The sequence below is a fragment of the Campylobacter sp. BCW_6464 genome (assembly GCF_001762775.1).
GTDB classification, from domain to species: domain Bacteria; phylum Campylobacterota; class Campylobacteria; order Campylobacterales; family Campylobacteraceae; genus Campylobacter_D; species Campylobacter_D jejuni.
In genome coordinates this window covers 1-22,235 of record NZ_MJXM01000047.1, presented here as the reverse complement: position 1 = coordinate 22,235, position 22,235 = coordinate 1, and the positions used below count along the sequence as shown (strand labels likewise).

The 22,235-nt window shown below is 31.5% G+C and carries 23 protein-coding genes; 12 read left to right on the top strand and 11 right to left on the bottom strand.

Annotated elements, in window-relative coordinates; all coding sequences use genetic code 11:
- Positions 1 to 183: 183 nt before the first annotated feature.
- From lpxB to AJ885_RS05330, 8 genes are read left to right on the top strand one after another with little or no spacing between them, the layout of a single operon-like run.
- Positions 184 to 1,278 carry a lipid-A-disaccharide synthase gene (gene lpxB, locus AJ885_RS05365; protein WP_070248615.1) on the top strand — a complete coding sequence of 365 codons (1,095 nt, stop codon included), beginning with the start codon at positions 184 to 186 and terminating at the stop codon, positions 1,276 to 1,278.
- 11 nt (positions 1,279 to 1,289) lie between these two features.
- Entirely contained in the window at positions 1,290 to 1,775 is a 486-nt protein-coding gene (gene greA / locus AJ885_RS05360; RefSeq protein WP_002851733.1) for a transcription elongation factor GreA, read from the top strand.
- Between the two features lie 9 nt (positions 1,776 to 1,784).
- The gene (locus AJ885_RS05355) at positions 1,785 to 2,543 is read left to right on the top strand and encodes a UDP-2,3-diacylglucosamine diphosphatase (RefSeq protein ID WP_350223072.1); all 759 of its coding nucleotides are present in this window, start codon (positions 1,785 to 1,787) and stop codon (positions 2,541 to 2,543) included.
- Positions 2,536 to 3,492, top strand: a complete 957-nt coding sequence (locus AJ885_RS05350; RefSeq protein WP_002934096.1) for a chemotaxis protein — start codon at positions 2,536 to 2,538, stop codon at positions 3,490 to 3,492. Before AJ885_RS05355 ends, AJ885_RS05350 begins: the two co-directional genes overlap by 8 nt.
- A gap of 3 nt (positions 3,493 to 3,495) precedes the next feature.
- Positions 3,496 to 5,805 carry a chemotaxis protein CheW gene (locus tag AJ885_RS05345; protein ID WP_070210114.1) on the top strand — a complete coding sequence of 770 codons (2,310 nt, stop codon included), beginning with the start codon at positions 3,496 to 3,498 and terminating at the stop codon, positions 5,803 to 5,805.
- A 4-nt stretch (positions 5,806 to 5,809) separates the two neighbouring features.
- On the top strand, positions 5,810 to 6,331 hold the full coding sequence (locus tag AJ885_RS05340; RefSeq protein ID WP_002826355.1) for a chemotaxis protein CheW: 522 nt from the start codon (positions 5,810 to 5,812) through the stop codon (positions 6,329 to 6,331).
- A complete protein-coding gene (gene serB, locus AJ885_RS05335; RefSeq protein WP_002857594.1) occupies positions 6,331 to 6,954 on the top strand; it encodes a phosphoserine phosphatase SerB in 624 nt (207 codons plus the stop codon). The genes AJ885_RS05340 and serB overlap by 1 nt, the downstream gene beginning before the upstream one ends.
- Positions 6,954 to 7,931, top strand: coding sequence for a transaldolase (locus AJ885_RS05330; protein WP_002861063.1), 978 nt, complete (start codon positions 6,954 to 6,956; stop codon positions 7,929 to 7,931). Before serB ends, AJ885_RS05330 begins: the two co-directional genes overlap by 1 nt.
- Here the strand turns inward: AJ885_RS05330 and AJ885_RS05325 are convergent, their stop codons facing one another.
- From AJ885_RS05325 to AJ885_RS05280, 10 genes are all read right to left on the bottom strand, one after another.
- Complete coding sequence (locus tag AJ885_RS05325) at positions 7,932 to 8,354, bottom strand: hypothetical protein (protein ID WP_002861062.1); 423 nt, start codon at positions 8,352 to 8,354, stop codon at positions 7,932 to 7,934.
- Positions 8,351 to 11,620 carry a carbamoyl-phosphate synthase large subunit gene (carB, locus tag AJ885_RS05320; protein WP_070210113.1) on the bottom strand — a complete coding sequence of 1,090 codons (3,270 nt, stop codon included), beginning with the start codon at positions 11,618 to 11,620 and terminating at the stop codon, positions 8,351 to 8,353. Before carB ends, AJ885_RS05325 begins: the two co-directional genes overlap by 4 nt.
- A gap of 260 nt (positions 11,621 to 11,880) precedes the next feature.
- The gene (gene mreC / locus AJ885_RS05315; protein ID WP_044779563.1) at positions 11,881 to 12,630 is read right to left on the bottom strand and encodes a rod shape-determining protein MreC; all 750 of its coding nucleotides are present in this window, start codon (positions 12,628 to 12,630) and stop codon (positions 11,881 to 11,883) included.
- The gene (locus AJ885_RS05310) at positions 12,620 to 13,660 is read right to left on the bottom strand and encodes a rod shape-determining protein (protein ID WP_002861059.1); all 1,041 of its coding nucleotides are present in this window, start codon (positions 13,658 to 13,660) and stop codon (positions 12,620 to 12,622) included. Before AJ885_RS05310 ends, mreC begins: the two co-directional genes overlap by 11 nt.
- Positions 13,661 to 13,670: 10 nt before the next feature.
- Positions 13,671 to 14,894, bottom strand: coding sequence for an ATP-dependent Clp protease ATP-binding subunit ClpX (gene clpX / locus AJ885_RS05305; protein ID WP_002860329.1), 1,224 nt, complete (start codon positions 14,892 to 14,894; stop codon positions 13,671 to 13,673).
- Positions 14,887 to 15,678 (bottom strand): acyl-ACP--UDP-N-acetylglucosamine O-acyltransferase, encoded by a 792-nt coding sequence (gene lpxA, locus AJ885_RS05300; RefSeq protein WP_044779564.1) that lies wholly within the window; start codon positions 15,676 to 15,678, stop codon positions 14,887 to 14,889. The genes clpX and lpxA overlap by 8 nt, the downstream gene beginning before the upstream one ends.
- Positions 15,678 to 16,118 (bottom strand): 3-hydroxyacyl-ACP dehydratase FabZ, encoded by a 441-nt coding sequence (gene fabZ / locus AJ885_RS05295; RefSeq protein ID WP_002851782.1) that lies wholly within the window; start codon positions 16,116 to 16,118, stop codon positions 15,678 to 15,680. Before fabZ ends, lpxA begins: the two co-directional genes overlap by 1 nt.
- Positions 16,119 to 16,212: 94 nt before the next feature.
- Positions 16,213 to 17,304: an epoxyqueuosine reductase QueH gene (locus tag AJ885_RS05290; protein ID WP_044780361.1), complete on the bottom strand. Its 1,092-nt coding sequence runs from the start codon at positions 17,302 to 17,304 to the stop codon at positions 16,213 to 16,215.
- Positions 17,304 to 17,759: a thioredoxin-dependent thiol peroxidase gene (gene bcp, locus AJ885_RS05285; protein ID WP_044780360.1), complete on the bottom strand. Its 456-nt coding sequence runs from the start codon at positions 17,757 to 17,759 to the stop codon at positions 17,304 to 17,306. Before bcp ends, AJ885_RS05290 begins: the two co-directional genes overlap by 1 nt.
- On the bottom strand, positions 17,756 to 17,962 hold the full coding sequence (locus AJ885_RS05280) for a 4-oxalocrotonate tautomerase family protein (protein ID WP_044779567.1): 207 nt from the start codon (positions 17,960 to 17,962) through the stop codon (positions 17,756 to 17,758). The genes bcp and AJ885_RS05280 overlap by 4 nt, the downstream gene beginning before the upstream one ends.
- A 173-nt stretch (positions 17,963 to 18,135) precedes the next feature.
- Between AJ885_RS05280 and ilvE the strand changes: the two genes are divergently transcribed.
- From ilvE to AJ885_RS05260, 4 genes are read left to right on the top strand one after another with little or no spacing between them, the layout of a single operon-like run.
- Positions 18,136 to 19,050: a branched-chain-amino-acid transaminase gene (gene ilvE, locus AJ885_RS05275; RefSeq protein WP_044780359.1), complete on the top strand. Its 915-nt coding sequence runs from the start codon at positions 18,136 to 18,138 to the stop codon at positions 19,048 to 19,050.
- A gap of 12 nt (positions 19,051 to 19,062) precedes the next feature.
- The gene (locus tag AJ885_RS05270; protein ID WP_044780358.1) at positions 19,063 to 20,148 is read left to right on the top strand and encodes a prohibitin family protein; all 1,086 of its coding nucleotides are present in this window, start codon (positions 19,063 to 19,065) and stop codon (positions 20,146 to 20,148) included.
- A 12-nt stretch (positions 20,149 to 20,160) separates the two neighbouring features.
- Complete coding sequence (locus AJ885_RS05265) at positions 20,161 to 20,691, top strand: DUF2393 domain-containing protein (RefSeq protein WP_002861051.1); 531 nt, start codon at positions 20,161 to 20,163, stop codon at positions 20,689 to 20,691.
- On the top strand, positions 20,691 to 21,200 hold the full coding sequence (locus AJ885_RS05260; protein ID WP_002861050.1) for a DUF2393 family protein: 510 nt from the start codon (positions 20,691 to 20,693) through the stop codon (positions 21,198 to 21,200). The genes AJ885_RS05265 and AJ885_RS05260 overlap by 1 nt, the downstream gene beginning before the upstream one ends.
- 120 nt (positions 21,201 to 21,320) lie before the next feature.
- On the opposite strand, the gene AJ885_RS05255 is transcribed toward AJ885_RS05260, so the two are convergent.
- Positions 21,321 to 22,235: methyl-accepting chemotaxis protein (locus tag AJ885_RS05255; protein ID WP_002934477.1), on the bottom strand; the 915-nt coding region annotated here is incomplete at its 5' end.

Sequence of the window (22,235 nt, the reverse complement as noted above, 5' to 3'; positions counted from 1 at the left end):
GCGAGTAATTAAAATATTTAATAAATCGATGCAATATATGTTTATAAATATTAAGAAAATTTTCAGAAAATACTACTGGAGAAAATAAACCTTCATATACACTTTTAGCGTATATTCTTGCATAACTTCTTTTAATTAAGCCAAAATAAGATAAAATGTTTAAAATATTGATAAGGAAATTTTTTGAAAACCTTTTTAGTTTGTGCTTTAGAGCCTTCAGCAAATTTGCATTTAAAAGAAGTTTTAAAAGCTTATAAAAAAGATTTTGGCGAATTTGAAATTCATGGGATTTATGATGAGAGCTTATGCAAAGAATTTGATCTAAATTCTAAGCCACTTTATAGCTCACATGAATTTAGTGCTATGGGTTTTATAGAAGTTTTACCTTTGATTTTTAAAGCAAAAAAAGCTATAAAAGAGCTTGTAAATTTAAGTTTTACTCAAAAAATAGATGGGATTTTATGTATAGATTCGCCCGCTTTTAACATACCTTTTTCTAAAGCTTTAAAAAAAGCAGGCAGTAAAATTCCGCGCATTTATTATATTTTACCTCAAGTTTGGGCATGGAAAAAAAGTCGCATACCTATCATAGAAAGTCATTTTGATATTTTAGCTTCTATTTTGCCTTTTGATAATCAGTTTTTTAACAAAAGCACTTATGTAGGCCATCCTCTTTTAGATGAGATAAAAGAATTTAAAAATAAAGAAGACATTAATCTTACATTTTCAAAAAAAGATGATGAAAAAACTATAGCCTTTTTACCAGGTTCAAGGCGTAGTGAAATTAAGCGTTTAATGCCTATTTTTAAGGAACTCTCGCAAAAATTTAAGGGTGAAAAAATTCTTTGCGTTCCCCCATTTAATCTTGAAAAATTAGAAATTTATAGTGATATTAGCGAATTTAAAATAGAAAGCCATACTCCAAAAGTACTTAAAAAAGCTGATTTTGCCTTTATTTGTAGCGGAACGGCTACTTTAGAAGCAGCTTTAGTGGGAACTCCTTTTATCCTTACTTACAAAGCAAAAGCGATTGATATTTTTATCGCAAAACTTTTTGTAAAATTAAAACATATAGGACTTGCAAATATTTTTTGTGATTTTGCTGGAAAAGAAGCTTTAAATCCCGAATTTTTACAAGATGAAGTCAATGTTTTAAATTTATATGAAGCTTATAATAAATATGATTATAAGGCATTTTTTGCTAAAGTTGATTTTTTAAAAGAGTATTTAAATTTTGGAAGTGCTAAAAATTTAGCAAAAATCCTAAGCGAAATATAAAAGGATAAATCATGCAAAAAGAACCAATGAGTCAATTTGGCTATGATAAATTAGCCGCAGAATTAAAAGATTTGAAAGATAATCAACGTCCCGCTGTTGTAATAGAAATCGATACAGCAAGAAGTCATGGGGATTTAAAAGAAAATGCGGAATACCATGCTGCAAGAGAAAAACAAGCTTTAATTGAAAGTCGTATAGCAGAGCTTAGTGACTTGCTAGCAAGAGCTCAAGTGATCGATCCTTCAAGCTATGAACATGATAGTGTGAAATTTGGCTCAAGTGTTGTGATCATGGATTTGGATACAGAAAAAGAAAGCAAATATACTCTAGTAGGAATTTGCGAAGGAGATTTAGATAAGGGTTATATTTCCATCGCATCTCCAATAGCAAAAGCTATGCTTGGGAAAAAAGAAGGAGATGATTTTAAAGTGCGTTTGCCAAAAGGTGAGAGTGAATTTGAAATCCTTTCTATAAATTATGAGCCTTTGAAATTTTAAGGATAAAAAATTTTACTACAAAATGGAGCGATTTTAATCGCGGATGCTCATGAAAATGAACAGAGAAAGGGATTTTGGGAATTTTTACAAACCTTAAAAAAAGGTAAAATTTCCACCCCTCAACTCATACTTATGGGTGATATTTTTGATTTACTTATAGGTGAAATCTCTGCTACACATGAATTTGCTAAACCTTACATAGAACTTTTAGAAGAATTGGCCTTAAAGATTGAAATTATCTACTTAGAAGGCAATCATGATTTTAATCTTTCTTGTTTTTTTAAAAGGGTAAAAATTTTTAACTTACAAAAGCAACCCATAAAGCTTAGTTTGCATACAAGTAAAGGTAATAATCTTGTTTTAAATAACGCTTTTATAAAATTAGCTCACGGAGATATTTTTTTACCACCTCTTTTACAATTTACTCTTAAAATATTAAGAAATCATTATTTGCTTATATTTTTGAATTTTTTAAATATTATTACTTGTAATTTTATTTCAAATAAAATTCTTCAAAATCAAAACAAAAAAAACCTTTTTTATCAAATAAAAGATTTTGAAAATTTAGCAAAAAAAAGATATGAAAGATATGAAAATTTAGGATTTTGGGTATGTGAAGGACACTATCATCAAAATCATCAAATCAACAAAGAAAACATTAAATATCTTAACTTAGCTAGTTTTGCATATGAGAGAAGTTTTTTTGTAGTAGAATATCAACAAGAAATCAAATTTCGAGAACAGAAATTGAGGGGTCAAAATGTTTGATGAAAATATCGTGAAAACGGGTTCAAATGAAATGGAGCTTGTCGATTTCCGTATCTTTAAGCAAGGACACGATAAAGTCTATGAAGGAATTTATGGTGTAAATGTTTCTAAGGTAAGGGAAATTATAAAAATCCCAAGCCTTACAGAACTTCCAGGTGTACCTGATTACATCGAAGGTATCTTTGATCTTCGTGGAGTGGTTATACCTGTAGTCAATCTTGCCAAATGGATGCAAATCACTGAGCCAGAAAGCGCTATGCTAAAACCTAGAGTTATTATCACTGAATTTAGCAATATTCTTATTGGTTTTATAGTTCACGAAGCAAAAAGAATTCGTAGAATAAACTGGAAGGATATAGAACCAGCAACTTTTTCTACAGGATCAGGTGCTTTAGATAAAGGTAAAATCACAGGTGTAACACGCATTGAAAATGATGAAGTGTTGCTAATTTTAGATCTTGAAAGTGTTGTTGAAGATTTAGGAATTTACGCTCCAAAAACAGATATAGATTTTGGAAAAATAGAAAAATTTACTGGAACAGCACTTATACTTGATGACAGCATGACTGCTAGAAAACGCGTCAAAGAAATGATGCAACAGATGGGCTTTCAAGTTGTTGAAGCTAAAGACGGCGTAGAGGGCATAAACAAATTAGAAGAATTAAGCCAAGTTTATGGTGAAAGTTTAAATGATACTTTAAAAATTATAGTAAGCGATGTCGAAATGCCACAAATGGATGGTTTCCACTTTGCTGCACGCATTAAAGAAGATCCAAGATTTAAAGATATTCCTATAGTCTTTAACTCGTCTTTATCAAATGAATTTATGAATGAGAAAGGTGTTCAAGAAGCTGGTGGAGAAGGCTATCTTGTCAAATTTAACGCTAGCGATTTCTTCAATGAAATTGCAAAGGTTATTAAAAAACATCAATCTCAAGAACAGGGGTAAAATATGGAAGATATGCAAGAAATACTTGAAGACTTTTTGGTTGAAGCTTTTGAGCTTGTTGAGCAAATCGACCATGATTTAGTAGAGCTTGAATCAAATCCAGAAGACTTAGAATTATTAAATAGAATTTTCCGTGTTGCGCATACGGTTAAAGGATCATCAAGTTTCTTAAATTTTGATGTTTTAACAAAGTTAACTCACCACATGGAAGATGTTTTAAACAAAGCAAGACATGGCGAGTTAAAAATAACTCCAGATATCATGGATGTGGTTTTAGAGTCTATTGATAGAATGAAAACTTTGCTTAATTCCATTCGTGATAATGGCAACGATACTGCTATTGGTATGGATATAGAACCAATTTGCGCAAGATTAACAGCTATTTCAGAAGGAGAGTCTCCTGTTGCGGCAACAGATTCAAATGAAAAATCTACTCCACAAGCAGAACCAGAAGCACCAAAACAAGAAACAACTACTCCTGAACCTGAAGTAGATGTTAATCAATTAAGTGATTCTGAAGTTGAAGCTGAAATAGAAAGACTTTTAAAAGTTAGAAAAGCTGAAGATCAAGCTCGTCGCGCACAAAAGAAACAAACAACAAATGCGGCACCTAAACCGACTAACAATACAACAAATAAACCTGCGGAAAGTGGAGAGAAAAAAGTTCCTGCTTCAGGTAGCAATACTAGCAGTATGGATCAAACCATACGCGTGGAGGTAAAAAGATTAGATCACTTAATGAATCTAATTGGGGAGCTTGTTTTAGGTAAAAACCGTTTGCTTAAAATTTACGATGATGTTGAAGAGCGTTATGAAGGAGAAAAATTCCTTGAAGAACTTAATCAGGTTGTAAGTCAATTAAGTATTATTACAACTGATGTTCAGCTTGCTGTAATGAAAACAAGAATGCAACCTATAGCAAAAGTTTTCAATAAATTCCCAAGAGTTGTTCGTGATTTGAGTCGTGAATTAGGAAAGCAAATAGAACTTGAAATTACAGGTGAAGAAACTGAACTTGATAAATCTATCGTAGAGGAAATTGGCGATCCTATCATGCATATGATTAGAAATTCATGTGACCATGGTGTTGAGGATCCAGCAACTCGTGCAGCTAATGGAAAACCTGAAAAAGGTATAGTTCAACTTAAAGCTTATAATGAAGGCAATCACATCGTTGTAGAAATTACAGACGACGGTAAAGGACTTGATCCAAATGGCTTAAAAGCAAAAGCTATAGAGAAAAATTTGATTACCGAAAGAGAAGCAGATCAAATGACAGACAAAGAAGCTTTTGCTTTGATTTTCAAACCTGGTTTTTCAACTGCGGCTAAAGTAACAAATGTTTCAGGTCGTGGCGTAGGAATGGATGTTGTTAAAACCAACATCGAAAAACTAAATGGGGTAATTGAAATTGATAGTGAGTTAGGTAAAGGAAGTTCGTTTAAACTTAAAATTCCTCTTACCTTGGCAATCATTCAATCTTTACTTGTAGGAACTCAAGAAGAATTTTATGCAATTCCACTTGCAAGCGTTCTTGAAACAGTTAGAGTACCAATTGATGATATCTATACTATCGAAGGTAAAAATGTATTACGCTTAAGAGATGAAGTGCTTTCTCTTGTGAGACTTTCAGATGTATTTGGAGTTAAACAAGTCCTTGAAAGCGGTGATCAAACTTATGTCGTTGTTATAGGGGTAGCAGAAAGCAAGCTTGGTATTATAGTAGATACTCTTGTAGGACAAGAAGAAATAGTTATTAAATCCATGGGTGATTATTTACAAAATATCCAAGGCATAGCAGGAGCTACAATCCGTGGTGATGGTAGAGTGACATTAATCATTGATGTAGGTGCTATGATGGATATGGCCAAAGAAATTAAAGTTGATATTAAAGCGCAATTAGAATCAAGCGCGAAAAAACCTAAAGAACAACCAAGTGATTATAAAGTCTTAATTGTAGATGATTCTAAAATGGATAGAACCTTAATGCAAAAAGCTTTAGAACCGCTAGGAGTTAGTTTAGTTGAAGCAACAAATGGTGTTGAAGCATTGAATATTATAAAATCTGGCGAACATGATATTGATGCAATGCTTATAGATATCGAAATGCCAAGAATGGATGGATACACCTTAGCTGGTGAAATTAGAAAGTATTCTAAATATCGTAACTTACCACTCATTGCAGTTACTTCAAGAACAAGTAAAACTGACCGCTTAAGAGGTGTTGAAGTGGGTATGACTGAATATATCACTAAACCTTATTCTCCAGAATACTTGGAAAATGTAGTTAGAAAAAATTTGAAACTAGGATAAGAATATGAGTAATGAAAAATTAGAGCAAATTTTGCAAAAACAGCAAACTCAGATGGCTGGTCCTGATGTCGATCAAAGAGAAGATGATATCATCCAACTTGTCGGCTTTGTAGTTGGAGATGAGGAATATGCGATTCCAATTCTTAATATACAAGAAATCATCAAACCTATAGAATATACTAGAGTTCCTAGTGTACCTGATTATGTTCTAGGGGTTTTTAATATGCGTGGTAATGTTATGCCACTCATTGATCTAGCTCAACGCTTTCATTTAGGAAGTTCTAAAATGACACCTCAAACAAGATATATTGTTTTAAGAGGTGAGACAAATGGAACTGGAGTTGGAGGAAATGCTGGTTTTGTTATAGATAGATTAACTGAAGCAATTAAAATTCACAGAAACAGAATCGATCCACCACCTGAAACTTTAGTTAAAGACAAAGGTATGATTTATGGTATAGGAAAAAGAGATGAAAATATCTTAACTATACTCAAAGTAGAAGCTTTACTTAAGCGCGAATTTTAATGATTAAACTTTGTGTTTTTGACTTTGACGCTACTTTAATGGATGGTGAAACCATCGATATTTTAGCTACAGCGCATGGCAAGGGTAATCAAACAAGCGAAATTACCCGCCATGCCATGGCTGGAGAGCTTGATTTTTTCGAAAGTCTTCAAAAACGAGTAAGCCTTTTAAAAGGTATGTCTTATAAAAAAGTTTTAGAATTAGGTAGTACACTTCCACTAATGCATGGAGCACATGAACTTATCCAATATTTAAAATCTAAAAATATACAAATTGTTATTTTTAGCGGTGGTTTTCATGAAGGCATAGATCCTGCTATGCAAAAACTTGGAATTAGCCTTGGTTTTGCAAATTATCTGCATCATAAAAATGACATTTTAACAGGGCTAGTTGGTGGGGAAATGATGTTTTCAAATTCAAAAGGCTTAATGCTACAACGATTAAAAAGCTTTTTAAATTTGAAAACAGATGAAGTGATGTGTGTTGGCGATGGGGCAAATGATTTGGCAATGTTTAACGAAAGTGGATTAAAGATTGCATTTTGTGCTAAAGAAATTTTACGTTCCAAAGCTGATATTTGCATAGATATAAAAGACTTAAAAGAAATAATAAAGGTAATATAATGAAAAATTTTTCTCTTTGGTGTGATTTTATAGAAAATAGTTTTTTAGATAATGAATTTTTAAATTTATTATCACATGGAATTAATGGTGCTACTTCAAATCCTGCTATTTTTAAAAATGCTATTTTAAATTCTCCAATTTATAAAGATAAAATTCTTAAATTAAAAGGAAAAAAAACAAAAGATATTTATGAAGAATTAGCAATTTCTGATATTCAAAAAGCAGCTGATAAATTAGCTCCTCTTTTTTATCAAAAAAACGATGGATTTATAAGTATTGAAATAGATCCAAGACTTCATGATAACACGACTCTTAGTTTAGGCGAAGCTAAAAGACTTTATAGTGCTATTAGCAAAGAAAATGTAATGATTAAAATTCCAGCTACAAAAGCTTCTTATGAAGTAATGTATGAACTTATGAAAAATGGTATTAGCGTCAATGCTACCTTAATTTTTTCTCTTGAACAAAGTCAAAAATGTTTTGAAGCTTTAAATGCAGGTTTAGTCGAATTTAGAAAAAACAATATAGCCTTAAAAGAACAAAATACTAGAACACCACAAGCTGTTATAAGTATTTTTGTAAGTCGTTTTGATAGACTTTTAAATCCTAAAGCCAAAGAGCAAAATCGTATTGGAATTTTAAATGCAAATTTAGCTTATAATAATATCTACTCAAAAAATGAACCTAATATTCGCGCCTTGTTTGCAAGCACCGGAGTTAAAGGAGATGATCTGCCAAAAGACTATTATATCAAAGAACTTCTTTTTGAGAATTCTGTTAATACTGCTCCTCTTGATGCAATAGAGGTATTTAAAGGAAAAATGGATTTTAAAAAACCTTTAATGAATTTTGAAATTTATACAGAACTTAATCAAATCATTTCTCAAAGTGAACGAGAAAAAGCTTGCAATGATTTATTAAGTGATGGCCTAGAGCAATTTTGTATTGCTTTTGAAGATATTTTAAAAGCTCTTTAATTAACGTATTTTTATCATTTTATTCTTTGAAAGTTTTAATATTTTTGATGGGATATTTTCGAAAAATTTCTCATCAAGTATTATATCAGCAACACTTCTAGCCCATTCTTCATCAAATTCTTTTCCATGCTTGTTTGCCGAAGATGAATAAAAATAGCCATTTTTACTTAAAAAATTCGCATGTTTACACTCTTTCACAATACGAATGGCCTGATTATTTGGATAAATAAAAGTTGTTTTTTTAGAACGACGTACTAAATTTTTAAAAGATTTTGGAATTCTTGCTAAACTTTTCAACTCGCAAAATTTCGCAGAAGTGATTAAGCAAGGTTGATTTTTACCTCTACCTTTTAAAGCATTAATCTCTTCTAAATTTTTACTTAAAAATCCTACCGTAGTATCTGTTTGAGCTAAATAAATCAAAATTTAAGCCACTCTTGCAAACTCTTTACATCTAGGCAAGATTTACTCTGTATAGCTTTAATCGATTTTGCACCTGCTAAAGCTGATCGTAAATTTGTAAAATAAGGTATTTTAAAACGAATAATATTTTCACGAATTTTTTTCGTATCACCTTTAAAACTGTGATTATCACTTGTATTGATAACTAAGTGAATTTCTCCATTTTTCAATTTATCTTCAACATTGGGGCGTCCTTCTGAAATTTTATGTACAAGTTCGCACTCAAAACCACTTTCTAAAATTTCCTTACAAGTTCCCCCTGTTGCCATAAGCTTAAAGCCAAGCTTTACATATTCTGCAGCGATTTTTTTGGTATATTTTTTATCCTTATCTTTTAAGGAGATAAATACCACGCCTTGCTCTGGCAGATGATTAAACGATGCGATTTGACTTTTTGCGTAAGAATTTGCAAAATCCTTGCTTATACCCATAACTTCACCCGTTGAACGCATTTCAGGACCTAATTCTAAATCACTTCCACTAAGTTTTGCAAATGGAAATACTGCTTCTTTCACGCTCATATATTTTGGAGTTTTAGGGCGTAAAATTTTAGTATCAAAATTAACCACTTTGAAAGTATCATAAAATTTTAAAGCTTCTTTTAAATTTCCTTGCCACATCACACGCGTTGCCACTTTTGCTAAAGGAATACCCGTAGCTTTACTAACAAAAGGCACAGTACGACTAGCTCTAGGATTTACTTCTATCATATAAAGCTCATTATGATGTAAAGCAAATTGTATATTTAAAAGCCCTACAACTCCTAAATTTAAAGCAATATCTGCGGTTTTTTGTGCAATAAATTCTTGCATTTTTTCATCGATATTACAAGGTGGTAAAGAACAAGCACTATCACCTGAATGAATTCCCGCTTCTTCTATGTGCTCCATAATTCCTGCCACATAAACATCTTTACCATCACAAATCGCATCAACATCAATTTCTGTAGCATTGTCTAAAAACTGATCAATCAAAACAGGACTTTTATCGCTCACATCTACAGCTTCTTGCATATAGAGTCTAAGTTCAGCCTCATCATTTACCACACGCATCGCACGCCCACCTAAAACATAACTTGGTCTTACAAGCACAGGATACCCTATATCACTAGCCTTAAGAACCGCTTCTTCTACACTTGTTGCGGTAGAATTTTTTGGCTGATTGATACCTAGTTTTGTAATAAATTCGGCAAATTTCTTTCTATCTTCTGCCATATCAACTACTCTTGCGCTAGTACCTATAATCTTAGCTCCAAAAGCACTCAAACGCTTAGCAAATTTCAAAGGAGTTTGTCCACCAAAATGCACAATCACTCCATCAGGTTTTTCACGCTCAATCACCACTCTTAAATGTTCGAAATCAATAGGCTCGAAATACAAAATATCACTTGTATCATAGTCAGTCGAAACGGTTTCAGGATTACAATTATACATAATGGTTTTAATACCCATATCTTTAAGCGCAAAAGAAGCATGTACGCAAGCATAGTCAAATTCTATACCTTGTCCTATGCGATTTGGCCCCCCACCTATAATCATCACTTTTTTTTCTTTTTTATCCTTAGCATCGTTTTTACTTTGAGTGAGTTCGCTTACATTAATACTTGAATAAAGATAAGGAGTTAAAGCTTCAAATTCACCCGCACAAGTATCCACTTCACTAAATTCTGCAATGATTTTTTGCTTCATTCTCGCATAATAAATATCATTTTGGCTTAATTCTAAATTATCTTTCAAATTTACAAGCAAAGCTATCATTTTATCTGAAAAGCCCATAGTTTTTGCTTTTCTCAAAAGAGCTTTATTGTTTAAAATATCCATATCAATTTGCTCTTCAAAATCTACAATTTCTTTAATCTGTGTTAAAAACCAAGGATCTATTTTACAAAGCTCATAAAGTTCTTCTACGCTAAAACCTTCCCTAAAAGCTTGAGCAACATAAAGTAAACGCTTTTCATTGGCATTGCGAATTTTAAAAACAAGATCATTTCTATCTTCAAATTTTACTCTATCAAAACCACTCAAAGAACGCTCAAGAGAACAAAGTGCTTTTTGTATACTTTCTTTAAAAGTGCGTCCTATAGCCATTACCTCACCCACACTTTTCATAGCTGTACCTAAAGTTGTATTTGCTCCTGGAAATTTTTCAAAAGTAAAGCGAGGAATTTTTGTCACAATGTAATCAATCACAGGCTCGAAAGATGCAGGAGTTCCTGTAATGTCATTTTTAATCTCATCTAAACTAAAGCCTACTGCCAAAAGTGTCGCAACCTTTGCTATAGGATAACCCGTTGCCTTAGAAGCTAAAGCACTTGATCTTGAAACCCTTGGATTCATTTCTATAACTATCATTCTTCCATTTTTTGGGTTGATAGCAAATTGTACATTACTTCCGCCTGTATCTACGCCAATTTCACGCAAAATAGCAAAAGAAGCATTACGCATAACTTGATATTCTTTATCCGTCAAAGTTAATGCTGGAGCTATTGTAATACTATCTCCTGTATGAACTCCCATAGGATCGATATTTTCTATACTACAAACTATGATACAATTATCCGCTCTATCGCGTATAACTTCCATTTCATATTCTTTCCAACCTAACAAACTTTCTTCAATCAAAATTTCATGGATAGGCGATAAAGCTAAAGCAGTATTAGCGAGTTCTTTAAATTCGTCCATATTATAAACCACACCACTTCCAGCACCTCCTAAAGTATAAGAAGCACGGATCATCAAAGGAAAGCCGATTTCATCTACGGCTTTTAAAGCTTCATCATAATTATACGCATACATCGATTTTGGCAAATCCATGCCGATTTTTTTCATACATTCTTTAAAGACTTGACGATCTTCGCCTTTTTTAATCGCCTCAGGATTTGCGCCTAAAAATTTTACATCTCCTAAAAGTCCGCTTTCATAAACTTCCATAGCAACATTTAACGCTACTTGTCCACCCATAGTTGGCAAAATTGCATCAATTTTTTCTTTTTTAATAATACTTAAAATACTTTCTTTTGTTATGGGTTCTATATAAGTTGCATCTGCAAATTCAGGATCTGTCATGATAGTTGCAGGATTTGAGTTAATTAATACTACACGATATCCTAATTCTTTTAAAGTCTTTGCGGCTTGAGTTCCAGAATAATCAAATTCACAAGCTTGTCCTATCACAATAGGACCACTTCCTATAAGTAAAATACTTTTAATATCTGTTCGTTTTGGCATAAATTTTCCTAAGAGCATAAATTTGAGCTGATTATAACAAAAATTAGTTTTATAAACTTTGAAATTATCGATATAATTTTAAAAAATAAACACCCTGCTTTTAATCTAGGAAATAATACATAAAGAAATTTAAGATTTTTTATAAAATTCTCATTCGATTATAAAAATTTATTTGATAATTTAACAAAATTTTTAGCATTAAACAAAGTTATAATAATTAGCAAAAATATAGAAAATTTTTAAAAAGTCTAACCCTTGACTTATAAATTATCTACTACATATAAATAAGCAGGAATACTGATCTTAACATAAGGCTTTACTTCTACACTTTGATACATATCTTCATCATCAACTCTATTCACAATCCCAACAGGGACATCCGAAAAGAAAATATTATCAAGTCCGCTTGTTAAGATTTCATCTCCGACATTAATTTTCGCCCACTTTGGAATAAATTTAACCACAACCTTGCCATTTTCACCTTGAATTAAACCTGGAGCTTTGGATTTTCCTATATAAACAGAAAAAACACACTGATCATCACCTTGCAGAAGAGCCATTGTTCTGCCATCTTTATTAATAGCTATACCTGCAGTATATCCTTGATATATTAAACCACGATTTTTACCAACGGGAATTTTGCTCCAATCTAGCCATAATTTTTTATAATCATTCAATTGAACATAAGAAATAACTCTAGTTAAAGAAACTTGAGGTAAATATTTTGTAGAATTTTGATCCTCTAAAATACGATTTAATTGATTTGCAAAACTAGTTACCTTTACGGCAATGTCTTCTAATTCTTTATTTCTAGCTTTTAATTGCTGAATTTGATTTGCTTGATTAAAATGTTCTGAAATTTTTTCTTTCAAATAATCTTTAATATTATAAAAATTACCTATAACAAAGTCATTAACACGGAGAACATTTTGCTTGATAAGTCTTCCATAATAAAAAGATATAAAAACCAAAAAGGCTAAGACAAGAACATAAAAAATCTTATTCTTCATTGGTTAATTGTTGCAATAATGAAATTTCCTCTAAAGCTTTACCTGTTCCTTTTGCTACAGCTAAAAGCGGTTCATCTGCGATATAAACTGGCAAACGTACAATTTCACTTAAATATTTATCAAGACCACGAATCAATGCTCCGCCACCTGTTAAAACTACACCATTTTCTACTATATCACTTGCTAAATCAGGCGGCATCATTTCAAGAACCATTTTTAAAGCATCAGCAATTTCTTTTAAATACTCACGCATTGCTTCTCTTACATCTTCACTTGTAAGTTCAATACGACTTAAAAGTCCACTTACTTGATCGCGTCCTTTTACCACCATAGAAAGTTCTTTTGGAAGTTGTATTGCTGAACCTATAGTGATTTTGATCTCTTCGCCCGTTCTTTCACCTATGATAAGATTGTATTTTTCTTTTACATAATTAACTATACTCATATCAAGCTTATCTCCAGCCGTACGAATAGACTTTGAAATCACAAGTCCACCCAAAGAAATCACTCCAATTTCAGTAGTTCCGCCCCCTATATCTACTACCAAATTTCCTTTAGGCTCTTGTATAGGTAAACTTGCACCAATAGCTGCTGCCATAGGCTCTTCAATCAAAAATACCTCTCTTGCACCTGCGCTTAAAGCACTTTCTCTTACCGCTTTTCTTTCTACTTGAGTTAAACCATAAGGAACAGAAATGATAATTCTAGGGCGTAAAAAACTTTTTCTACGGTGTGTTTTTTCTATAAAATAGCGGATCATTTTTTCAGTCATATCAAAATCTGCAATCACGCCATCTTTCATAGGACGAATAGCTTCGATATTGCCTGGAGTTTTTCCCACCATATCTTTAGCTTCTTTACCTACGGCTAAAATTTTTGCTTTGGAACCATACCTTTCTCTTTCAACTGCCACAACAGAAGGCTCATTTATCACTATACCCTTATCTTTTATCAAAACTAGCGTATTAGCTGTTCCTAAATCAATCCCCATATCACTAGAAAAAAATCCTATAAGTTGATCTAATATCATTTCTATCCTTTTAACTTATTTTTCTTTTTATTAATAATGCTTTTGCATTGTCTTTAACAACTTCTTTAGTTATTACAATATCATAATTTTTATACTCTGGTAACTCAAACATTAAATCTACCATCATTTCTTCTATAATACTTCTAAGTCCCCTAGCCCCTGTTTTTCTCTCCAATGCAAGTTGCGCGATAGCTCTTAGAGCATCTTCTTCAAATTTTAAATTTACCCCATCAATAGCAAAAAGCTTTTGATATTGTTTAATAATGGCATTTTTAGGCTCAGTTAAAATTCTTACCATATCCTCTTCATTAAGCTCATTTAAAGATGCAATCACATGCAAACGACCTATAAGCTCAGGAATCAAACCAAAATGCACCAAATCATCAGGTTCGATTTTCTCAAGCAAAGCTTTATTTTCTTCTTTTGCATCATCAAAAAAGCCCACAACTTTATCGCCAAGTTTTCTTTTTAAGATAGTTTCCAAACCATCAAAAGCTCCACCACAAACAAATAAAATATTTGAAGTGTCAATTTGTATAAACTCTTGATTTGGATGTTTTCTTCCCCCTTTTGGTGGAATATTTACCAAACTTCCTTCGATAATCTTAAGTAAAGCTTGTTGCACACCCTCTCCACTTACATCACGAGTAATAGAACGATTTTCACTCATTCTAGCAATTTTATCAATCTCATCAATAAAAACTATACCTTTTTGAGCTCTTTGCACATCTCCATCTGCAGCTTGCAAAAGACGTGTTAAAATATTTTCCACATCCTCACCTACATATCCTGCTTCAGTTAAAGAAGTTGCATCACAAATTGCTATAGGTACATCTAAAAATTTAGCTAAAGTTTGCGCCAATAAAGTTTTTCCACTTCCTGTTGGCCCAACAAGTAAAATATTTGACTTAAAAAGCTCTGTATCATCATCTTGAAGTTCGGCTTTAAAAAGTCTTTTATAATGATTGTATACTCCAACACTAAAAACTTTTTTAGCTCTATCTTGTCCTATGACATAACGATCTAGATAAGCTTTTAATTCTTTTGGAGTGATATCTTTAAATTCTGTATTATGGCTTTGTTTAGGTTCTTTAAATTCTTTTTCTTCTCCATAAATAATACTATAAGCACCTTCAACGCAATATTCACAAATAAAAGCATCATCATTTTCATTTGCTAAAATTCTTCTTTGTGGATTCTCCACTTCATTGCAAAAACTACATTTTCTAGGCATTATTTTTACCCCTATAGACAGGAATTCCGCGCTTTGTTTCTAATATAAAATGGCACATTTTTTTAACATTTTCACTTTCTTGATTTTCAAGCAAATTTTTAGCATTTTCTTTTAAATCTCCTTGTCTAAATAAAGTTTTAAAAGCTCTGCTAAGTCTATCTACTTCATCTTTATCAAAACGACGACGAATACCTACTAAATTTAAACTTCTAATACTTGCACGATTTCCTTCTGCTAAACAAAACGGTACTATATCCTGAGAGAGTGCACTAGCTCCTGCTATCATACAACCCTCACCTACTTTGACAAATTGATGAATAGGTGTAAGCCCGCCTACAACCGTAAAATCTCCAAGCTCTACATGTCCTGCTAAAGTTGCATTATTAGCTAAAATAATATTATTACCCAAAAAACAATCATGAGCAATATGACAGTAAGCCATAATAAAAGCATTATCGCCTATACGAGTAAAACCATCTCCTTTAGCTGTACCTGAATTTATCGTTGCAAATTCTCTAATAGTTGCATTTTTTCCTATAACAACACCGCTTTTTTGCTCTTCTTTATAAGATATATCCTGAGGAATATCGCCTACTATAGCATAAGAAAATACACGAGAATGATCACCTATAGTTGTATCTGAAAGAATTCGAGCACCTTGTTTGATGACAACATCATTACCTATTTTAGTATCTTTACCTACATAAGCATAAGCTTCTATTACAACATCGTCACCAAGTTGTGCACCCTCTTCAATCACCGCACTTGGATGAATTTTTTTCATTATTTATCCACTATCATAGCTTTAAGCTCAGCCTCTGCAACTAAATTTCCATCTACAAAAGCTTGCCCTTTAAAAATCCACATATTACCACGATTTTTAACCACGCTCATTTCATAATCAAGCCTATCTCCAGGACGCACAGGATTTCTAAATTTTGCTCCATCTATGCCTGTGAAATAAACTACTTTACTTTTTGGATCCACTTTATCTTCCATACTTTCAAAAGCTAAAACTCCGCCTGTTTGAGCCATACCTTCTAAAATCAAAACTCCAGGATAAATAGGATGCCCTGGAAAATGTCCCATAAAAACATGGTCACTTATACTGATGTTTTTATATCCTCGAACCACTTCTTTAACTTTTAATTCTGTAATTTTATCTACTAGTAAAAAAGGATAACGGTGTGGTAAGATTTCTTGAATTTGCATTACATCTATCATTATTAAATTAACCTTGAAAACAATTAAAAATTTTATTATATAAAAAAATCATTAAAAATTACATTAACAAAAAAAGTTTTTCTTAATAAATTTCTTAAATTTCTACAAGCACCTCTTGATTATCATGATAAATTTCACTTTTTGCTATCACTTCATATCTTGAAGGTAAAATATTTTCAAGGATGATAATAGGGCTAAGATTATAAGTTCCAAACAATTTATTACGCCATTTAGTTTCTGCTTGCACACTCAAAGGTCTTTTTAAAAAATCTTCAAAATTTTTCCATTTGTTTTTAAAAAATGCATTAAAACGCCAAAATTCAACAAAAACCATTTCATCTTTAGTGCTTCTATAAAAGCCTTCTTTTAAATTTTGTTTTAAATTTTCCTCATCCAAAGAAAATCTTGTATAAGCGTTTTTAAAATGCGAATAAAATAAAATATGAGATTTAACAGGCTTTTTATCTAATTTTATTAAAGCATTTAAAAGACGATAATTTAAAAATTTCTCTCTTAAAATTTCAAATTTTATACCTTTTTTTTCCCATAAAACTATTTTTTTATAAAGAGCTATTCTTGCTTCTATACTTGCAGGTAAAATTTGCTTATTTACAGGAGACATTAACTCATCAATGAAATTCTTATCTTGTTTTTGTTTTTTAAGCCCATAAATACAACCACAATAGTTTTGATGATAAAGCATTTCTTTTTTTGCTAAAGCAAACTGCCTTTGAGTGCCGCCATTTTTACGAAAATCAGGAGCTAAAAACTCTACCCCATAAGACTCACATTCTTTTTGTAAAGCATTTTTTAACTGTTCTAAATCTTTTTTAGGGCTGGTTAAAAGCGTAGTAGTAAGCTTTTTTTCTCCTATTTTAGCAGCAAATTTAACACTAGATCCCATTCTTACATCAAAACAAATTTCACACCTTGCACCTTTTTCAGGCTCATTTTCATAACCACGCACAGCATTAAGCCATTTTTCATACTCATACTCGCCCTTATATAACTTAATACCAAGTTTATCACAAGATCTTTTTACATCTAAAAATCTTAGTTCGTATTCGCTTAAAGGATGAATATTTGGATCATAAAAATACCCTATGATTTTTTCATCAGGATAAGTCTTTCTAAGTTCTTCAATAAAATAATGACTATCCACACTACAACAAATATGCACTAGCATTAAAGACTTTCAAGTACTTTTAAAGCATGATCTTTTACACGAACATTACTATAAATTTGAGCAATCTTACCTGTTTCATCGATAACAAAAGTAGATCGGATAAGACCTTCGTATTCTTTTCCGTAATTTTTCTTAATCCCCCAAGCTCCATAAGCTTTAGCAATTTCTTTTTCGCTATCACTAAGTAAAATATGCTTTAAATCAAATTTAGAGATAAATTTTTCATGACTTGCCACGCTATCAGGACTGATACCGATAATCACTGCATTTTTATCACCAAATTTATCATAATTTAAACTAAAATCACAAGCTTCTGTAGTACAACCTGGAGTATTATCTTTTGGATAAAAATACAAAATCACCTTTTTACCAATAAAATCTTTTAATGCTATTTTTACCCCATCTTGATTTAAAAGCTCAAACTGAGGCGCTTTATCTCCTATATTTAAACTCATTTGTTTGCCTTTGCTTTGATAGCTTCTACACTTTCTCCGCCAAAGCCTATGTCATAACTTTCTACATCTTCTAAAACCACCACAACTCTTTCTTTACTTTTATTATATTTCGTGCTTAAAAGTTTGGTAATATCAGCTATAAGCTCCGCTTTTTGTTCCTTGCTTAAAGACGGCTTTGCTAATTTAATATTTACTAATGGCATATTTCTCCTTTTTAATGATAATTTTTTATAATTATTTCAAAAAATACCTAATATTTTTTTTAACAAAAAACCTGAATTTAATAAAAGCTTATTGTTAGTATATTTTTGATAAAATCCTAATTTATTCTTAAAATAATATTTTTTAAGAAATAAACAACTATAAAAGGTAAAAAATGATCTCAGCAGATAAAATTTGGATGGATGGAAAATTAGTTGATTTTAAAGATGCAACTTTACACTTTTTAACCCATTCTTTACATTATGGCAATGCTGTTTTTGAAGGAACTAGAGCCTATAAAACAGATAAAGGCTTAGCAATTTTCAGACTTGAAGATCACACCAAAAGACTTTTAGAGTCTGCAAAAATTACTCTTTTAAATTGTCCTTTTTCTCAAAAAGAGCTTGAAAATGCACAAATTGAACTATTAAAAGCAAATAATTTTAAAAGCAATGTCTATATCCGCCCTTTGATTTTCTTAGGCGATGGAGTTATGGGACTTTATCATATAAAAGCTCCTGTAAGAGTTGGGATTGCAGCTTGGGAATGGGGTGCTTACCTTGGAGAAGAAGGTTTAGAAAAAGGTATAAAAGTAAAAATTTCGTCTTTTGCAAGAAATAGTGTTAAATCATGCATGGGAAAAGCTAAAGCAAGTGCGAATTATCTTAACTCTCAAATTGCAAAATTTGAAGCTATTGAAGCAGGCTATGAAGAAGCTTTAATGCTTGATGAAGAAGGTTTTATCGCAGAAGGAACAGGAGAATGTTTCTTTATTGTAAAAGATGGGGTTTTAATCACACCTCCAAATGATTTTTCTTTAAAAAGCATTACTCAAGATACAGTGCTTAAAATCGCTCATGATCTTGGTGTCACTGTGCTTCGCCAAAGAATTTCAAGAGATGAAGTTTATACTGCTGATGAAGCATTTTTTACCGGAACAGCCGCTGAAATCACACCTATTAACAATATTGATGCAAGAATAATAGGAAATGGTTTAAGAGGATCTGTAACTAAAAAACTTCAAGATGCTTATTTTGATGTAGTTTATGGACGCAATCAAAAATACGCATCTATGCTAACTTATATTTAAAAAAGGAAATAAATGCCAGCTGATTTGAATGATTATTTCAATAAAAAAAATGGAAATTCTAATAATAACGGAAACAACCGTCAAAATTTCAATTTCAAAGCACCAGAATTTAATTTTAAAGGTTTTGGAAAATTTTCTCCGCTTATTTATGGGGTGATTATTATTATCTTATTTTTAATCGTTGCAAAACCTTTTATGGTAATAAATTCTGGAGAAATGGGTATTAAATCAACAACAGGTAAATATGACCCAAATCCATTAGAACCAGGACTTCACTTTTTCTTGCCTTTTGTACAAAAAATAACCATAATCGATACTAGAGTAAGACAAATCAACTATGCTTCTATAGAGGGAAGTAATGAAAATTTATCTTCAGGTTCAGGTGTTATTAATAAAAATAGTATTTCTGTACTTGACTCTCGTGGATTGCCTGTATCTATTGATGTTACAGTGCAATACCGTTTAAATCCTTTGCAAGTTCCTCAAACCATAGCTACTTGGAGCTTAAATTGGGAAAATAAAATTATCGATCCAGTTGTTCGTGATGTAGTGCGAAGTGTTGTAGGAAAATATACAGCCGAGGAACTTCCTACTAATCGTAATACAATAGCCGCTCAAATAGAAGAAGGCATAAGAAAAACTATAGAAGCTCAACCAAATGAACCTGTAGAACTTCGTGCTGTACAACTTAGAGAAATTATTTTACCTTCAAAAGTAAAAGAGCAAATCGAACGCGTGCAAATTGCAAAACAAGAGGCTGAAAGAACTAAATATGAAGTAGAAAGAGCTAATCAAGAAGCCTTAAAAAAAGCTGCCTTAGCTGAAGGGGAAGCAAATGCAACCATAATTAGTGCTAAAGGTAAAGCTATGGCTGTTAAGATAGAAGCAGATGCACAAGCTTATTCTAATAAAGAAATCGCAAACAGCTTAAACACTCCTTTACTAAATTTAAAGCAAATTGAAACTCAAAAAGAATTTAATGAAGCTTTAAAAGTCAATCAAGATGCTAAAATTTTCTTAACTCCAGGTGGAGCAGTACCAAACATTTGGGTTGATACCAAAGATGCTAAAAAGCAAAGTTCTGCCAACATGAACTAAAAGGATACGCAAGTGGAAAAACTAAGAGAAATCGTGCTTTTTTACACTACTCATTTATATTTAGTAGATTATATGCTGATTTTATTAGTTTTTTTTCTCTTCACTTGTGTTTTACTTCTTTGTGTATTTTTACGCCATAGACCTATAGCAGCACTTTTTATTATTGCATTTGATATTATTATTTGTTTTTTAGTTTATATCTATGGGTATAAACTAATAGACAATGAAGTAAGAACTCGAAAAACCGCTATTACGGATCAAAAAATAATACAAAGCTCAAATGATTTAATTGTTGATTTTAACATTACAAATAATTCAAAAAATAATTTTAAAGAATGTAAAATTACAGCTAAAATTTTTGCGGATAAAATACCTAATGATAATATCATAGAAGAATATAAAAAGAAATTTATCCCTTTTAGACAAAAAAGTAGAGAAATTAAAGATCTAAAGAAAAACGCAACCCAAGTTCAAAGAATTGCTTTTGAAAATTTTAACTATGAAAATAACTATACCATACGCTTAGTTTCGGAGTGTTTTTAATGCATTTTACGATTTTCCATATTATAGCTTTTATCATTTTACTTATTTGCTTTGCCTTGATTTGTATTTTAATCTTTCTAAAAGTCAAACAGAAAGAAATGGCTTTAATTTCTTATACCATAGCTACTATTTTTACCGCACTTTTGATATATTCTATTTTTCTAACAATCAATCAATTCACCACTCAAGCCGATCTTAGCAAACTAACCTATACAAGAGATCTAAGACATGAAAGTGTTATCGTGAGCGGAAAGGTTCAAAATCTTACTAAATTTGAAATCAGAAAATGCTATTTGATACTTAGCATATTAAACCAAAAAAAAGTAGGGGGAGAAATTTTCAATGATAAAAATATTCGCAATGCCAAAATGCAAAATACAAGTGTTTCTTACACTATAGAAATTATAGACAAACTTCCGGGTAATACTTATAAAGAATTTAGAGCCAGTGTTCCTTTTCCTCCAAGTTTTGATAACCCTGAATTTTATCACACTCTAAAATGTATTTGATTTAGAAAATACTTAATATTAATAATTAGAATTTGTCTATATCACATTTCATTAAATCTTAAAGAATTAAACATATATTATTTTATAGAGATAACTAGCTTTTTAGCTAGTTATCTAAGGTTAAAACCTCTTCTTCTTAACATCTTCTAAGATATTATTAGCTATATCACTTACTGTACTAGAAATAATAGCTGATTCATTAGCAATTTCAACATTATCTTTAGTAGTTTGATCAATTTGTGCTACGCTATCATTGATTTGAGTAATACCTGCAGTTTGTTCTTTAATACTTTCTGCCATATCATTGATAGATTGAACAAGTAAATTAGTATTAGCTTCTATTTCAGATAAAGACTTTTGAGTTCTCTCAGCTAGCTTTCTAACTTCATCAGCCACAACAGCAAAGCCTCTACCATGTTCTCCAGCACGTGCAGCTTCAATAGCTGCATTTAAAGCTAGAAGATTGATTTGATCTGCGATATCTCCTATAATACCTGTAACATTTTTAATCTCTTCAGATTGAGTGATAACATCACTAGTTTTAACTGAAACATTTTGCATAGAAGAAGTGATCTCTTCTAAAGCTGCTGCAGTTTCTTCTAAAGATTGAGCTTGAGAATTTGAAGAAGTGGTTAAGCTTTGAACAGCAGTTTGTAATTTTCCACTTTCATTAGCTAAAGCATTAGCAAAGTCTGAACTTTGTTTTAGCATTTTAACTATTTCATCACCTAAAGCATTAGTAGTTAATTCAACACTTCCTGAAGCATTAGAGATTTTATTTCTAAAATCTAAGCTTTTGTATTCTTCAAATATTTTATGAATAACATTCATATCAGAACCTACTCTAGCTTGTAAAACATCAAGAAGTTTATTTAGAACATTTTTAAGTTCAATAAGTTGTGGGTTTCTTGGATTAGCAGTAATTCTTGCTGTTAAATTACCACCTTCTACAACTGATACGGTTTGAACTGATTCTTTAACAGCTTGATTGTCTTGTTCTAAACCTTTTTTAGTAGCAAGGATGTTTTCGTTGAT

What these genes read in the sequence shown, in the direction of transcription:
- AJ885_RS05270 (WP_044780358.1), top strand. Translation starts at nt 19,063, where the DNA reads ATGCCAGCTGATTTGAATGATTATTTCAATAAAAAAAATGGAAATTCT.
- mreC (WP_044779563.1), bottom strand. Translation starts at nt 12,630, where the DNA reads ATGAAGAATAAGATTTTTTATGTTCTTGTCTTAGCCTTTTTGGTTTTT.
- AJ885_RS05290 (WP_044780361.1), bottom strand. Translation starts at nt 17,304, where the DNA reads ATGCTAGTGCATATTTGTTGTAGTGTGGATAGTCATTATTTTATTGAA.
- AJ885_RS05260 (WP_002861050.1), top strand. Translation starts at nt 20,691, where the DNA reads ATGCATTTTACGATTTTCCATATTATAGCTTTTATCATTTTACTTATT.
- AJ885_RS05350 (WP_002934096.1), top strand. Translation starts at nt 2,536, where the DNA reads ATGTTTGATGAAAATATCGTGAAAACGGGTTCAAATGAAATGGAGCTT.
- AJ885_RS05345 (WP_070210114.1), top strand. Translation starts at nt 3,496, where the DNA reads ATGGAAGATATGCAAGAAATACTTGAAGACTTTTTGGTTGAAGCTTTT.
- greA (WP_002851733.1), top strand. Translation starts at nt 1,290, where the DNA reads ATGCAAAAAGAACCAATGAGTCAATTTGGCTATGATAAATTAGCCGCA.
- clpX (WP_002860329.1), bottom strand. Translation starts at nt 14,894, where the DNA reads ATGCCTAGAAAATGTAGTTTTTGCAATGAAGTGGAGAATCCACAAAGA.
- AJ885_RS05280 (WP_044779567.1), bottom strand. Translation starts at nt 17,962, where the DNA reads ATGCCATTAGTAAATATTAAATTAGCAAAGCCGTCTTTAAGCAAGGAA.
- ilvE (WP_044780359.1), top strand. Translation starts at nt 18,136, where the DNA reads ATGATCTCAGCAGATAAAATTTGGATGGATGGAAAATTAGTTGATTTT.
- fabZ (WP_002851782.1), bottom strand. Translation starts at nt 16,118, where the DNA reads ATGATAGATGTAATGCAAATTCAAGAAATCTTACCACACCGTTATCCT.
- bcp (WP_044780360.1), bottom strand. Translation starts at nt 17,759, where the DNA reads ATGAGTTTAAATATAGGAGATAAAGCGCCTCAGTTTGAGCTTTTAAAT.
- lpxA (WP_044779564.1), bottom strand. Translation starts at nt 15,678, where the DNA reads ATGAAAAAAATTCATCCAAGTGCGGTGATTGAAGAGGGTGCACAACTT.
- AJ885_RS05310 (WP_002861059.1), bottom strand. Translation starts at nt 13,660, where the DNA reads ATGATATTAGATCAACTTATAGGATTTTTTTCTAGTGATATGGGGATT.
- AJ885_RS05330 (WP_002861063.1), top strand. Translation starts at nt 6,954, where the DNA reads ATGAAAAATTTTTCTCTTTGGTGTGATTTTATAGAAAATAGTTTTTTA.
- AJ885_RS05340 (WP_002826355.1), top strand. Translation starts at nt 5,810, where the DNA reads ATGAGTAATGAAAAATTAGAGCAAATTTTGCAAAAACAGCAAACTCAG.
- serB (WP_002857594.1), top strand. Translation starts at nt 6,331, where the DNA reads ATGATTAAACTTTGTGTTTTTGACTTTGACGCTACTTTAATGGATGGT.
- carB (WP_070210113.1), bottom strand. Translation starts at nt 11,620, where the DNA reads ATGCCAAAACGAACAGATATTAAAAGTATTTTACTTATAGGAAGTGGT.